The organism is Citrobacter sp. RHB36-C18, assembly GCF_013814485.1.
GTDB classification, from domain to species: Bacteria; Pseudomonadota; Gammaproteobacteria; order Enterobacterales; family Enterobacteriaceae; genus Citrobacter; species Citrobacter braakii.
In genome coordinates this window covers 1,179,414-1,192,289 of the sequence record NZ_CP057125.1, presented here as the reverse complement: position 1 = coordinate 1,192,289, position 12,876 = coordinate 1,179,414, and the positions used below count along the sequence as shown (strand labels likewise).

15 protein-coding genes are annotated in these 12,876 nt (G+C 51.0%); 7 read left to right on the top strand and 8 right to left on the bottom strand.

From position 1 onward, the window contains the following. Positions 1-23: 23 nt before the first annotated feature. Together tyrA and aroF are read right to left on the bottom strand one after the other, a co-directional pair. Positions 24-1,145, bottom strand: coding sequence for a bifunctional chorismate mutase/prephenate dehydrogenase (gene tyrA / locus HVZ52_RS05630; RefSeq protein WP_016154066.1), 1,122 nt, complete (start codon positions 1,143-1,145; stop codon positions 24-26). Between the two features lie 10 nt (positions 1,146-1,155). Further along, entirely contained in the window at positions 1,156-2,226 is a 1,071-nt protein-coding gene (gene aroF / locus HVZ52_RS05625; protein ID WP_016154067.1) for a 3-deoxy-7-phosphoheptulonate synthase AroF, read from the bottom strand. Positions 2,227-2,441: 215 nt separating this feature from the next. Here aroF and HVZ52_RS05620 point away from each other — a divergent pair, with 215 nt between their 5' ends. The 4 genes from HVZ52_RS05620 (at position 2,442) to HVZ52_RS05605 (ending at position 5,205) form a co-directional block, all read left to right on the top strand. Then, positions 2,442-2,816, top strand: coding sequence for a DUF2799 domain-containing protein (locus HVZ52_RS05620; RefSeq protein ID WP_016157184.1), 375 nt, complete (start codon positions 2,442-2,444; stop codon positions 2,814-2,816). 158 nt (positions 2,817-2,974) lie between these two features. After that, complete coding sequence (locus HVZ52_RS05615; RefSeq protein WP_181598977.1) at positions 2,975-3,493, top strand: YfiR family protein; 519 nt, start codon at positions 2,975-2,977, stop codon at positions 3,491-3,493. Then, positions 3,486-4,712: a diguanylate cyclase DgcN gene (gene dgcN, locus HVZ52_RS05610; RefSeq protein ID WP_181598976.1), complete on the top strand. Its 1,227-nt coding sequence runs from the start codon at positions 3,486-3,488 to the stop codon at positions 4,710-4,712. The genes HVZ52_RS05615 and dgcN overlap by 8 nt, the downstream gene beginning before the upstream one ends. A 10-nt stretch (positions 4,713-4,722) precedes the next feature. Further along, on the top strand, positions 4,723-5,205 hold the full coding sequence (locus HVZ52_RS05605; protein ID WP_016154071.1) for an OmpA family protein: 483 nt from the start codon (positions 4,723-4,725) through the stop codon (positions 5,203-5,205). Positions 5,206-5,333: 128 nt separating this feature from the next. Here the strand turns inward: HVZ52_RS05605 and rplS are convergent, their stop codons facing one another. The 5 genes from rplS to ffh all read right to left on the bottom strand — a co-directional run bounded on the left by rplS (position 5,334) and on the right by ffh (position 8,965). Then, on the bottom strand, positions 5,334-5,681 hold the full coding sequence (gene rplS / locus HVZ52_RS05600; RefSeq protein WP_002914145.1) for a 50S ribosomal protein L19: 348 nt from the start codon (positions 5,679-5,681) through the stop codon (positions 5,334-5,336). A gap of 41 nt (positions 5,682-5,722) precedes the next feature. Further along, entirely contained in the window at positions 5,723-6,490 is a 768-nt protein-coding gene (gene trmD, locus HVZ52_RS05595) for a tRNA (guanosine(37)-N1)-methyltransferase TrmD (protein WP_181598975.1), read from the bottom strand. A gap of 44 nt (positions 6,491-6,534) precedes the next feature. Beyond that, positions 6,535-7,083 carry a ribosome maturation factor RimM gene (gene rimM, locus HVZ52_RS05590; protein ID WP_181599272.1) on the bottom strand — a complete coding sequence of 183 codons (549 nt, stop codon included), beginning with the start codon at positions 7,081-7,083 and terminating at the stop codon, positions 6,535-6,537. Positions 7,084-7,101: 18 nt separating this feature from the next. Then, complete coding sequence (rpsP, locus tag HVZ52_RS05585) at positions 7,102-7,350, bottom strand: 30S ribosomal protein S16 (protein WP_003031228.1); 249 nt, start codon at positions 7,348-7,350, stop codon at positions 7,102-7,104. Positions 7,351-7,603: 253 nt separating this feature from the next. Beyond that, positions 7,604-8,965: a signal recognition particle protein gene (gene ffh, locus HVZ52_RS05580; protein ID WP_003031226.1), complete on the bottom strand. Its 1,362-nt coding sequence runs from the start codon at positions 8,963-8,965 to the stop codon at positions 7,604-7,606. 165 nt (positions 8,966-9,130) lie between these two features. Here ffh and HVZ52_RS05575 point away from each other — a divergent pair, with 165 nt between their 5' ends. After that, the gene (locus tag HVZ52_RS05575; RefSeq protein ID WP_003031224.1) at positions 9,131-9,922 is read left to right on the top strand and encodes an inner membrane protein YpjD; all 792 of its coding nucleotides are present in this window, start codon (positions 9,131-9,133) and stop codon (positions 9,920-9,922) included. Positions 9,923-9,940: 18 nt separating this feature from the next. Then, the gene (locus HVZ52_RS05570) at positions 9,941-11,230 is read left to right on the top strand and encodes an HlyC/CorC family transporter (protein WP_181598974.1); all 1,290 of its coding nucleotides are present in this window, start codon (positions 9,941-9,943) and stop codon (positions 11,228-11,230) included. Between the two features lie 50 nt (positions 11,231-11,280). Here the strand turns inward: HVZ52_RS05570 and grpE are convergent, their stop codons facing one another. Further along, complete coding sequence (grpE, locus tag HVZ52_RS05565) at positions 11,281-11,874, bottom strand: nucleotide exchange factor GrpE (protein ID WP_003031221.1); 594 nt, start codon at positions 11,872-11,874, stop codon at positions 11,281-11,283. A 122-nt stretch (positions 11,875-11,996) separates the two neighbouring features. On the opposite strand from grpE, the gene nadK reads away from it, so the two are divergent. Then, the gene (gene nadK / locus HVZ52_RS05560; protein WP_016154073.1) at positions 11,997-12,875 is read left to right on the top strand and encodes an NAD(+) kinase; all 879 of its coding nucleotides are present in this window, start codon (positions 11,997-11,999) and stop codon (positions 12,873-12,875) included. The last annotated feature ends 1 nt before the right edge of the window (position 12,876 follow it).

Below are 12,876 nucleotides of genomic sequence, written 5' to 3'. Positions count from 1 at the left end.
AGCGTTGCCATCAAGCATCGTATTTATTGGCGACTATCGTTAGCCTGGCGCAACAAAGTACGGCTTTCGTTCTGGAAGCGTTTCGCATAATCACCAAACCAGTGCTCCACCTTACGGAAGCTGTCGATGAACGCTTGCTTATCGCCCTGCTCCAGTAAACCGATCGCCTCACCAAAACGTTGGTAGTAGCGTTTGATCAGCGCAAGGTTACTCTCAGACGACATAATGATATCGGCATAGAGCTGCGGATCCTGGGCAAACAGACGTCCGACCATCGCCAGTTCAAGGCGATAAATTGGCGAAGAGAGTGCCAGTAACTGCTCCAGTTGAACATTCTCTTCCGCTAAATGCAGACCGTAAGCAAAGGTCGCAAAGTGACGCAATGCCTGAATAAATGCCATGTTCTGGTCGTGTTCAACAGCACTGATCCGATGCAGTCTCGCACCCCACACCTGAATTTGTTCCAGAAACCACTGATAAGCTTCCGGCTGACGTCCGTCACACCAGACGACGACCTGCTTTGCCAGACTGCCGCTGTCCGGGCCAAACATGGGGTGTAATCCCACCACCGGGCCGTCGTGCGCCGCCAGCATCGCCTGCAAAGGACCATTTTTCACCGAAGCCAGATCCACCAGGATGCAGTCGGACGGCAGACGCGGTAATTTGGCGATCACCTGCTCAGTGACGTGGATCGGCACGCTGACGATCACCATGCCAGCATCAGAGACGATCTCCGGCGCACGATCCCAGTCCTGCTGTTCCAGGATCCGTACCTGATAACCTGACAGGGTGAGCATTTTTTCGAACAGACGTCCCATCTGACCGCCGCCGCCGACAATCACCACCGGTCGCAGAGAAGGACAAAGCGTTTTAAATCCTTTGTCGTTCTCACTGGAGTAAGACTCGCGCATAACCCGGCGCAGCACATCTTCAATCAGGTCCGGCGGCACGCCAAGGGCTTCCGCTTCCGCCCGGCGGGAGGCCAGCATAGAGGCTTCCCGTTCCGGCACGTAGATAGGCAGCCCAAAGCGGCTTTTTACTTCACCGACTTCGGCCACCAGCTCCAGGCGACGTGCCAGTAAACCCAGCAGCGCCTTGTCGACTTCATCAATTTGATCGCGTAATGCGGTCAATTCAGCAACCATAACCAACCTCTTATGCTACACGCGCCGACAGCTGGCCGTTTAAATCCTGGCTAATTTCACGCAGTAGCGCATCCGTCATTTCCCAGCTAATGCAGGCATCAGTTACAGACACGCCGTATTTCATTTCGCTACGCGGCTGTTCAGAAGACTGGTTGCCTTCGTGAATATTACTTTCAATCATCAAGCCAATGATCGAGCGATTGCCATCTTTGATTTGTGCAATCACGGATTCAGCCACGGCAGGCTGGCGGCGGTAATCTTTATTGGAGTTACCATGACTGCAATCTACCATCAGAGAAGGTCGTAGTCCCGCCTGCTCCATCTCTTTTTCGCACTGGGCGACATCTGCCGGGCTGTAGTTCGGCGCTTTACCACCGCGCAGGATCACGTGACCGTCCGGGTTACCCTGAGTTTGCAGCAGTGCAACCTGTCCGGCCTGGTTAATACCAACAAAGCGGTGCGACTGTGCCGCCGCGCGCATCGCGTTAATGGCGGTCGCCAGGCTACCGTCAGTACCGTTCTTAAAGCCGACCGGCATCGAAAGACCGGAAGCCATTTCGCGGTGAGTCTGCGATTCCGTGGTACGCGCACCGATTGCAGACCAGCTAAACAGATCGCCCAGGTATTGCGGGCTATTGGGATCCAGCGCTTCAGTTGCCAGCGGAAGTCCCATATTCACCAGTTCAAGCAGCAGCTGACGCGCAATTTTCAGGCCGGCTTCAACATCAAAAGAGCCATCCATATGAGGATCGTTAATTAACCCTTTCCAGCCGACGGTGGTACGGGGTTTTTCAAAATAGACGCGCATCACCAGGTAGAGGCTATCGCTGACCTCTGCGGCAAGGGCTTTAAACCGACGAGCGTACTCAATAGCCATTTCAGGATCGTGAATGGAACACGGGCCACATACCACCAGCAGGCGCGGATCGCGACCAGAGATAATATCTGAAATGGTTTTACGCGACTGGGAGATTTGCGCTTCTTGCGCCTGGCTCAGCGGGAATTCAGCTTTCAGCTGCTCCGGAGTCATCAGAACCTGTTCGTCGGTAATATGTACGTTGTTCAGCGCGTCTTTTTGCATGGTGGTGATCCTGTTTAGCTCGTTTGCGATAGTTGATCCTCAGCGAGGAGGTGATAACGATAACACAACAGGTAAAGATTTCAATCCACAAACCGTAAATTTTAATTTACAACACACACTTTAATGACAGAATACGCCCTCCATTTCGTACATTAAAATTTACACCATCCGGTATTGAGATCCACTATGCTTAAAAAAACGAGGGAGTACAGGCAATGAAGCAACTCATCAGCACCCTATTTCTATTACTTCTTAGCGGATGTCAGATAGATCCTTATACCCACGCCCCCACATGGACGGGAACCGCCTGGTACGACGCCGGAATACAAGATGCCATTTCGGGGTATGCCGTTAAAGATAATGAAACTCTTGCCGACAACTACAATGACCCCGAAGTCGATCGTACGGAATATCTTAAGGGTTATGCCGAGGGACAACGTAAAATCTGCCAGCCGGATTTTGTTTACGCCAGAGGTTTGACCGGTAAAACCTTTCCCCCAAGTTGTGATACGGTCGAAAATATTGACCAGTTACACAGTGCCTGGCAAAAAGGAGCAAACGAAGGAGCCACCTCAATAAGATTAAATTAAACAATAGCTTATATTTTATAAATTACTAAGATTTAACTTAAATCACTAATAGCTTTCCACCTGGCATAATGACGGCTTAGGAAAATAATGTTATTTTGTCCTAAATAATCTTGAATGTATTTCGACGTTTTACGGCAAACGCTGGTAGGTAACTATTCATGAGCTATTCTTACCGACTCATACTTCTACTGGCACTGTTCCTGACCGGATTACCGCTATACGCCCAAAGCGTTACGGAAGAAGCAAAATCTGTACGCGCTATGGTTTCCGGCATCGTTAGTTATACGCGCTGGCCTGCATTGTCCGGCCCCCCCAAACTGTGTATTTTCTCTTCATCGCGTTTTTCCAGTGTCCTGGGAGATACCAGTGCCGGAGCATTACCCTATCTTCCCGTCATCATTCGTACGGAACAAGAAATATTAGTTTCGCAGTGTGACGGTTTTTATTTTGGAAAAGAATCCCCTACTTATCAGGTGGAATTAAAGAATAAATATCCGTCTAAGGCATTGCTATTAATTGCCGAACAGAACCCCGAATGCGTTATTGGCAGCGCCTTTTGCCTCATAATTAAAGATGAAGATGTGAGATTTTCCGTAAATATGGATTCCCTTTCACGCAGTGGCGTAAGGGTCAGTCCGGACGTATTAATGCTTGCACGGAATCAGAAGCATGGATAAGGGCCATTCTCCCATAACACGCCCGACGTTTAAGCGGACATTACGGCGTATCAGCATAATCAGCGTTCTGGTAACTATGACGCTGATCTGGCTGCTGCTCAGCATTTCTTCGGTGCTGGCATTGAGACAGTATGCGCAAAAGAACCTGGATCTGACCGCTGCAACCATGACCCGCACGCTTGAAGCAGCATTAGTTTTTTCTGATGGCGTCGCAGCAACTGAAACGCTGGCAGCACTGGGCCAGCAGGGGCAATTTTCCGGTGCAGAAGTTCGTAATAAAAACCAGAAGGTGATCGCCACCTGGCGCTATAACGCGCAGGATACCACTGAAAAAATCAGCGGACTTATCAGCCACTGGCTGTTCCCACAACCGGTCACTCAACCTATTTTGCATAATGGCAACGTCATCGGCGAAGTGCGATTGACTGCGCGCGATAGTGTTATCAGCCATTTCATCTATTTGTCGCTGGCCGTCCTTACCGGGTGCATTCTGTTGGCCTCTGGCATTGCATTAATGCTCACTCGTTATTTACATAATGGCGTCGTGGAAGCCCTGCAAAATATAACTGAGGTGGTACATGATGTTCGTACCAACCGTAACTTTTCACGGCGCGTTTCAGAAGAGCGCATTGAAGAGTTTCACCTTTTTGCCCAGGATTTTAATAGTCTTCTGGACGAGATGGAGGAGTGGCAACTTAAACTGCAGGCAAAGAACGCCCAGCTTTTGCGTACGGCGCTACACGATCCGCTGACCGGCCTGGCGAATCGCGCCGCATTTCGCAGCAGCATTAACGCCCTGATGAATGACCATGCCGCCCACAGCAGCTCCGCACTGTTATTCCTTGATGGTGATAATTTTAAATTTATTAATGATACCTGGGGCCACGCAGCGGGGGATCGGGTCCTGATTGAAGTTGCAAACAGGCTGTCCGAGTTTGGTGGTAATCGACATCACCCATACAGACTTGGCGGCGATGAGTTCGCTATGGTGCTGTACAGCGTTCACTCTGAATACGAAGTTCAGCGGATCTGCGCGGCACTGTCACACGAGTTTAACCGACCTTTTGACCTGCATAACGGTCATCAGGCAAGCATGACACTCAGCATTGGTTTTGCGCTGACGTGGGAACATGCCTCTGCCGAGAAATTACAAGAACTTGCCGATAAAAATATGTATCAGGCCAAAAATTTGCGTTCTGAGCGCATTATTAAAAAATAAGGACTTACACATGCTAAAACGTCTATCATCCCCGTTTCTTCTGCTTTTACTGATTTTGGCAGGCTGTCAGGCACCTCAGGGAAAATTTACCCCGGAGCAAATTGCAGCCATGAAATCGTACGGATTTACCGAAGCTTCCGGAGACTGGTCTCTTGGTCTGTCTGACAACATCCTGTTTGACAAAAACGACTATAAGCTCCGCCCTGAAAGTGAAAAGCAGATCCAGGAAATGGCATCCAAACTGGCAGCTACCGGGTTAAACCATGCGCGTATGGATGGTCATACCGATAACTACGGCGAAGACAGCTACAACGAAGCGCTGTCGCTCAAACGCGCGAATGTGGTTGCCGATGCGTGGGCACAGGGCGCCAACATTCCCCGCACTAATCTGACAACGCAGGGACTCGGGAAGAAATACCCGATCGCCAGTAATCAGACGTCAAAAGGTCGTGCTGAAAACCGCCGGGTTGCAGTCGTGATCGCTACGCCGTAATAAATCTTCAACTGGCTGCGCACCGCGCAGCCATCCAATTGCAATAAAACAAAAGAGTAAGGTCGGAATAAAAAAAGGGCCAGCCTTTCGGCCAGCCCTTTTCTAACAGGATGTCGCTTGCGCGAATCTTAGTTAAGACGCTCTTTGATACGAGCAGACTTACCAGTGCGCTCACGCAGGTAGTACAGTTTAGCTTTACGAACAGCACCACGACGTTTAACAGCAATGCTGTCAACTACCGGAGAGTGAGTCTGGAAGACACGCTCAACGCCTTCGCCGTTGGAAATTTTACGAACAGTGAATGCAGAGTGCAGACCGCGGTTACGAATAGCGATAACCACGCCCTCGAATGCCTGCAGACGTTTTTTGGAACCTTCAACAACCCATACTTTCACTTCCACGGTATCACCCGGACGGAAGGAAGGTACGTCCTGCTTCATCTGCTCTTGTTCAAGTTGCTTAATAATGTTGCTCATAATTTAATCTCTTATCCTGGGTAAACTGATATTTGGGGGTCTCAGACCAGCCCATCATGTTTATGCTGCTGTTGTGCGTGTTCCGTTTTGAACTCCGCCAGCAACCTTGCTTGCTCTTCAGTCAGAGCCAGGTTTTCCAGAAGTTCAGGTCTTCTAAGCCAGGTCCGGCCCAGCGACTGTTTTAAACGCCAGCGACGTATCTCAGCGTGGTTCCCCGACAGTAACACTGCCGGTACTTCCATCTGTTCTAACACTTCAGGTCGGGTATAGTGCGGGCAATCCAGCAACCCATCAGCAAACGAATCTTCGATTGCCGAAGCTTCATGACCCAGAACTCCCGGAATAAACCGAGAAACGGTGTCGATCAGCGTCATTGCCGGTAACTCACCACCGCTGAGAACGTAATCGCCGATTGACCATTCTTCGTCAATTTCGGTTTGAATCACGCGCTCATCTATTCCTTCATAGCGACCACACACCAGAATCAGCTTTTGATTCGTGGCCAGTTCGCTAACGCCCGCTTGATCAAGCTTGCGTCCCTGAGGTGACAGATAAATCACCTTTGCGCCTTCACCAGCCGCAGCTTTTGCTGCATGAATGGCGTCCCGTAAAGGTTGCACCATCATTAACATCCCCGGTCCGCCGCCGTAAGGACGATCGTCCACGGTACGGTGCCGGTCATGAGTAAAGTCACGAGGACTCCAGCTCTGGATGTTCAGCAGGCCATTTTTTACTGCCCGGCCAGTTACCCCGTAATCGGTAATTGCGCGGAACATTTCTGGAAACAGGCTAACGATACCTATAAACACAAGCCAATCCCCATAACGCCGACTTTTACCGTTTATCCGGTGGTTTAAAAACCAGGATCCCAATCTACTTCGATAGTACGAGTAGCGAGATCGACTTTCTTGATAACCTGCCCATCGAGGAACGGTACAAGACGTTCCTTGATACCAAACGCATCTTTCAGGTTTGCCTTAATGACAATGACGTCATTCGAACCGGTTTCCATCATATCGACGACTTTACCGAGATCGTAACCTTCAGTGGTCACTACCTGGCAGCCCATAAGGTCTTTCCAGTAGTAGGAACCATCTTCCAGCGCTGGCAACTGCGAGGAATCCACGACAATTTCGCAATTAGTCAGTAGATTCGCCGAATCACGATCGTCAACGCCTTTCAGCTTGATGATCAGATCCTGATTGTGGTGCTTCCAGCTTTCCATCTGTACTTGCTGCCACTGACCCGCCTTCTGGATAAACCAAGGCTGATAGTCAAAAATGCTTTCGGCGTCTTCAGTGGAAGAAAACACTCTGAGCCAACCACGGATACCGTAAGAAGACCCCATTTTCCCCAAAACGATGGGTTCCACAGGAGCCTGCGCGGCGAGTTGCTTGCTCATCATGACCACCGTGACAGATTAAGCTGCTTTGTTTGCTGCTTTGATCAGCGTAGCTACGCGATCAGAAATAGTCGCGCCCTGGCCAACCCAGTGAGCGATGCGATCCAGATCCAGGCGAGTGCCTTCTTCTTTTTCGCTAGCGATTGGGTTAAAGAAGCCAACGCGCTCGATGAAGCGACCGTTGCGTGCATTACGGCTGTCGGTAACAACAACCTGGTAGAACGGACGCTTTTTAGCGCCGTGACGAGCTAAACGAATAGTAACCATAACATCCTCTTGTGTGAATAAAACACCCAGGCCCCATCGAGGAACGGAGCCCGGGTGTCATATTAAAAGCCCGAAAATTTTACTGATTTCTGGGAAAAAAGCAATCAACATGTGATGAGGCTTTATACCAGGGCGTTACCATTGCAGCCAGTTTGGCGTCGGCGTGCGCGCAGAAAGCGGAACGTACATGCAGTACGTGAGCATTTCGAGCCCACCCCGACGTCAAAAAGGCAAATTAGGTAGCCCGATATATTTATCTACCAGGGAAGCCTGGCGGCATCATACCCTTCATGCCACGCATCATCTTCGCCATACCGCCTTTCTTCATTTTCTTCATCATGCGCTGCATGTCGTCGAACTGTTTCAGAAGGCGGTTTACGTCCTGTACCTGCATACCGCAGCCGGCAGCAATACGGCGTTTACGGGAACCTTTAATGATTTCCGGCTTAGCGCGTTCTTTCATCGTCATCGAGTTGATGATGGCTTCCATACGCACCAGCACTTTATCGTCCATCTGCGATTTCACGTTGTCTGGGATCTGCCCCATGCCCGGCAGCTTGCCCATCAGGCTTGCCATGCCGCCCATGTTTTTCATCTGGTTGAGCTGCTCAAGGAAATCGTTGAGATCGAAGCCGTCGCCTTTTTTCAGCTTGCTGGCTAATTTCTCTGCCTGCGCGCGGTCGACCTTGCTTTCGATATCTTCGATCAGCGACAGCACGTCACCCATGCCGAGAATACGCGAAGCAATACGATCCGGGTGGAACGGCTCCAGCGCTTCGGTTTTCTCGCCGACGCCGAGGAATTTAATCGGCTTGCCGGTGATATGACGAATAGAGAGCGCCGCACCACCACGAGCATCACCATCAACTTTGGTCAGCACGACACCGGTTAACGGCAGCGCTTCGTTGAAGGCTTTTGCGGTATTCGCGGCATCCTGACCGGTCATGGCATCGACCACAAACAGCGTTTCAACCGGCTTAATAGAAGCGTGGACCTGTTTGATTTCGTCCATCATCGCTTCATCAACGTGCAGGCGACCGGCGGTATCCACCAACAGCACGTCGTAGAATTTGAGTTTGGCTTCTTTCAGCGCGGCGTTAACGATATCGACCGGCTTCTGGCCGACATCCGACGGGAAGAAGTCCACACCGACCTGCTCGGCCAGCGTTTCCAGCTGTTTTATCGCCGCCGGGCGATAAACGTCCGCGGAGACCACCAGCACTTTCTTCTTGTGCTTCTCACGCAGGAATTTCCCCAGCTTACCGACGCTGGTCGTTTTACCCGCCCCCTGCAGACCAGCCATCAGCACAACGGCTGGCGGCTGTGCAGCCAGATTCAGGGTCTGGTTTTCTTCGCCCATTGCCGCAACCAGTTCGTTACGGACAATCTTGACGAACTCCTGACCCGGCGTCAGGCTTTTGTTAACTTCATGACCAACCGCTTTCTCTTTTACGCGATTGATAAACTCACGCACTACCGGCAGCGCTACGTCAGCCTCCAGCAGCGCCATGCGCACTTCGCGCAGCGTCTCTTTAACGTTGTCTTCAGTAAGGCGTCCACGGCCACTGATATTGCGCAGCGTGCGCGACAAACGATCGGTTAAATTATCAAACATTGTCTCTCGCCTGGGGTGGAAACGGTCGGTCGCGACAGCGACACATCAACAGAAATTTGTCGCAGTATAACATGAAGCCGCCTTTGTTGTTATGCAACGGTTGGAGCAGCGGTCACGTAACGCTATACTGCTTTTCTTTATCACTGGCCAACTGTCGACACCTATATGCCCGTTTTTGCTCTGCTTGCCCTTGTCGCCTACTCAGTCAGCCTTGCGCTGATTATTCCCGCTCTGCTGCAAAAAAACAGCGGCTGGCGGCGTATGGCTATTCTCTCTGCGGTCGTCGCGCTGGTAAGTCATGCTATCGCCCTGGAAGCGCGAATTCTGCCCGGCGGTGAAAGCGGACAAAACCTGAGTCTGTTGAACGTCGGCTCACTGGTTAGCCTGATGATCTGTACGGTAATGACTATCGTCGCTTCCCGCAATCGTGGCTGGCTATTGCTGCCCATTGTCTACGCCTTTGCGCTAATCAACCTGGCCTTCGCCACGTTTATGCCGAACGAGTTCATCACCCATCTCGAAGCTACACCGGGCATGATGATTCACATCGGGCTATCGCTATTCGCTTACGCCACGCTGATTATCGCCGCACTGTATGCGCTGCAACTGGCATGGATCGACTACCAGTTGAAAAACAAAAAACTGGCCTTCAGCAATGAGATGCCGCCGCTAATGAGTATTGAGCGGAAAATGTTTCATATCACCCAAATTGGCGTGGTTCTGCTGACGCTCACCCTGTGCACTGGCCTGTTTTACATGCATAACCTGTTCAGTACCGAGAACATTGATAAAGCCGTTCTCTCTATCGTGGCATGGTTTGTCTATATCGTTCTGTTGTGGGGGCATTACCATGAAGGCTGGCGCGGACGTCGCGTCGTATGGTTTAACGTCGCAGGCGCAGGCATTCTAACGCTGGCCTATTTCGGCAGTCGTATCCTGCAGCAGTTCGTGAGTTAAATCTTTAAGGAACCCTACGTGGAACACATCTCCACCACCACGCTCATTATCACGCTTCTCATCATGGTGGTCATTTCCGCCTATTTTTCCGGTTCTGAAACCGGAATGATGACCCTGAATCGCTATCGTCTACGTCATCGGGCCAAGCAGGGAAATCGTCAGGCAAAACGCGTTGAAAAGCTACTTCGTAAGCCGGACCGCCTGATAAGCCTGGTGCTCATCGGTAATAATCTGGTGAATATTCTGGCCTCCGCGCTCGGCACCATTGTCGGTATGCGCCTGTATGGCGATGCGGGTGTCGCCATTGCCACTGGGGTACTGACGTTTGTCGTGCTGGTTTTTGCCGAAGTACTGCCCAAGACTATTGCTGCGCTGTATCCAGAAAAAGTCGCCTATCCGAGCAGTGTACTGCTGGCTCCACTGCAGATTCTGATGATGCCGTTGGTGTGGCTACTCAACACCATCACGCGGCTACTTATGCGCATGATGGGCTTCAAAACGGATATCGTGGTGAGCGGTTCGCTGAGTAAAGATGAACTGCGAACGCTGGTGAATGAATCGCGCTCGCAAATTTCACGCCGTAACCAGGATATGCTGCTGTCAGTGCTGGATCTGGAAAAAGTCAGCGTCGATGACATCATGATCCCGCGTAACGAAATCATCGGCATTGATATTAACGATGACTGGAAGTCAATCGTGCGTCAGCTTTCGCACTCTCCACATGGCCGTATTGTGCTGTACCGCGACTCGCTGGACGACGCCATCAGTATGCTGCGCGTACGTGAAGCCTGGCGATTGATGGCAGAGAAAAAAGAGTTCACCAAAGAGACCATGTTACGTGCCGCCGACGAAATTTATTACGTCCCGGAAGGTACGCCTCTCAGCACCCAGCTCATTAAGTTTCAGCGAAACAAGAAGAAAGTGGGTCTGGTTGTTAATGAATATGGCGATATTCAGGGGCTGGTCACGGTCGAAGATATTCTGGAAGAGATTGTCGGCGACTTCACCACTTCAATGTCACCCACGCTTGCCGAAGAGGTAACGCCGCAGAATGATGGCTCGGTGATCATTGACGGCAGCGCCAACGTTCGTGAAATCAATAAGGCGTTTAACTGGCACCTGCCGGAAGATGACGCACGTACCGTGAATGGTATTATTCTTGAAGCGCTGGAAGAGATCCCGGTTGCCGGCACGCGTGTGCGCATCGGACAGTACGATATCGATATTCTCGACGTGCAGGACAATATGATTAAACAGGTGCAGGTATTGCCGGTCAAACCGCTACGGGAAAGCGTGTCGGACCAGTGAGAATAATTCAGGCCGGGTAGCGCGTGAGCATTACCCGGCCTGAAGGCTGATTAGCCTTTGGCTTTCGCCACAGAGACCATCGCGGCGCGGATGGTACGTCCGTTCAGCGTATAGCCTTTCTGCATTACCATCAGCACATTACCGGCAGCAACGTCGTCAGACTCTACCATTGCAATTGCCTGGTGCACGTTCGGGTCCATCGGCACATCGATATCCGCAACCACCTGTACACCAAACTTCGCCACGACATCCAGCATTGACTTACGGGTCAGCTCAATACCTTCAACCATCGCCGCCATAGCGTCATTATCTTTATCCGCAACTTCCAGCGCGCGGTCCAGGCTATCCAGCACCGGCAGCAGTTCGTTGACGAATTTTTCCAGCGCAAACTTATGCGCTTTTTCTACGTCCAGTTCGGTACGACGACGCAGGTTTTCCATTTCCGCTTTGATACGCAACACGCTGTCGCGCTCGCGAGTTTCGGCTTCAGCAAGCTGAGCTTCCAGATTCGCAATTTTTTCATCGCGCGGATCCACCTGCTCAGCAGAAGCGTCTGATTCAACCGCCTCAACTTCTTCGTGCTGATCCATGATAATTTCTTCCGGGGCTTGCCCCTCAGGCGTTTTCTGTTCTTTACTACTCATGAATTTCTCCGCGTTTTTTTCGCATTCATCTCGCTAACTTGGCTTATTATGGGGATCAGATTCAGGGATTCAAGGGAAGTACTCACATTGTCACTAATCTTCGTTACAAGGACCTCGAGAAAATGAACAAACATTTCAAGTGTATTGGCATTGTGGGGCATCCACGTCACCCCACTGCACTGACCACACATGAAATGCTCTACCGTTGGCTGTGCACCAAAGGTTATGAGGTTATCGTTGAGCAACAAATCGCCCACGAACTGCAGCTGAAAAATGTGAAAACCGGCACGCTCGCAGAAATTGGCCAACAGGCAGACCTCGCCGTGGTAGTCGGCGGCGACGGCAATATGCTGGGCGCCGCACGCACCCTGGCACGTTATGACATCAAGGTTATTGGCATTAACCGCGGCAACCTCGGTTTTTTGACCGACCTTGACCCAGACAATGCCCAACAACAGTTAGCTGACGTGCTGGAAGGCCACTACATCAGTGAAAAGCGCTTTTTACTCGAAGCTCAGGTGTGTCAACAGGATTGCCAGAAGCGCATTAGCACTGCCATCAATGAAGTTGTGCTGCACCCCGGGAAAGTGGCGCACATGATTGAATTTGAAGTCTATATCGATGAAATTTTTGCCTTCTCCCAACGTTCAGATGGGCTGATTATCTCGACGCCGACCGGCTCTACCGCCTACTCGCTCTCTGCCGGAGGCCCAATTCTGACGCCTTCTCTGGATGCCATTACGCTGGTACCCATGTTTCCGCATACGCTTTCCGCGCGACCGCTGGTGATCAACAGTAGCAGCACCATTCGCCTGCGCTTTTCTCATCGCCGTAACGATCTGGAGATCAGCTGTGACAGCCAAATCGCCCTACCTATACAGGAAGGTGAAGACGTATTGATTCGCCGCTGTGATTATCATCTGAACCTGATACATCCAAAAGATTACAGCTATTTCAACACATTAAGCACTAAGCTTGGTTGGTCAAAAAAATTATTCTAAT

Bases quoted from the DNA above. Each gene is read 5' to 3' on its own strand.
- ffh (WP_003031226.1), bottom strand. From the start codon at position 8,965: ATGTTTGATAATTTAACCGATCGTTTGTCGCGCACGCTGCGCAATATC.
- rpsP (WP_003031228.1), bottom strand. From the start codon at position 7,350: ATGGTTACTATTCGTTTAGCTCGTCACGGCGCTAAAAAGCGTCCGTTC.
- tyrA (WP_016154066.1), bottom strand. From the start codon at position 1,145: ATGGTTGCTGAATTGACCGCATTACGCGATCAAATTGATGAAGTCGAC.
- HVZ52_RS05575 (WP_003031224.1), top strand. From the start codon at position 9,131: ATGCCCGTTTTTGCTCTGCTTGCCCTTGTCGCCTACTCAGTCAGCCTT.
- HVZ52_RS05605 (WP_016154071.1), top strand. From the start codon at position 4,723: ATGCTAAAACGTCTATCATCCCCGTTTCTTCTGCTTTTACTGATTTTG.
- grpE (WP_003031221.1), bottom strand. From the start codon at position 11,874: ATGAGTAGTAAAGAACAGAAAACGCCTGAGGGGCAAGCCCCGGAAGAA.
- rplS (WP_002914145.1), bottom strand. From the start codon at position 5,681: ATGAGCAACATTATTAAGCAACTTGAACAAGAGCAGATGAAGCAGGAC.
- aroF (WP_016154067.1), bottom strand. From the start codon at position 2,226: ATGCAAAAAGACGCGCTGAACAACGTACATATTACCGACGAACAGGTT.
- HVZ52_RS05615 (WP_181598977.1), top strand. From the start codon at position 2,975: ATGAGCTATTCTTACCGACTCATACTTCTACTGGCACTGTTCCTGACC.
- nadK (WP_016154073.1), top strand. From the start codon at position 11,997: ATGAACAAACATTTCAAGTGTATTGGCATTGTGGGGCATCCACGTCAC.
- dgcN (WP_181598976.1), top strand. From the start codon at position 3,486: ATGGATAAGGGCCATTCTCCCATAACACGCCCGACGTTTAAGCGGACA.
- rimM (WP_181599272.1), bottom strand. From the start codon at position 7,083: ATGAGCAAGCAACTCGCCGCGCAGGCTCCTGTGGAACCCATCGTTTTG.
- HVZ52_RS05620 (WP_016157184.1), top strand. From the start codon at position 2,442: ATGAAGCAACTCATCAGCACCCTATTTCTATTACTTCTTAGCGGATGT.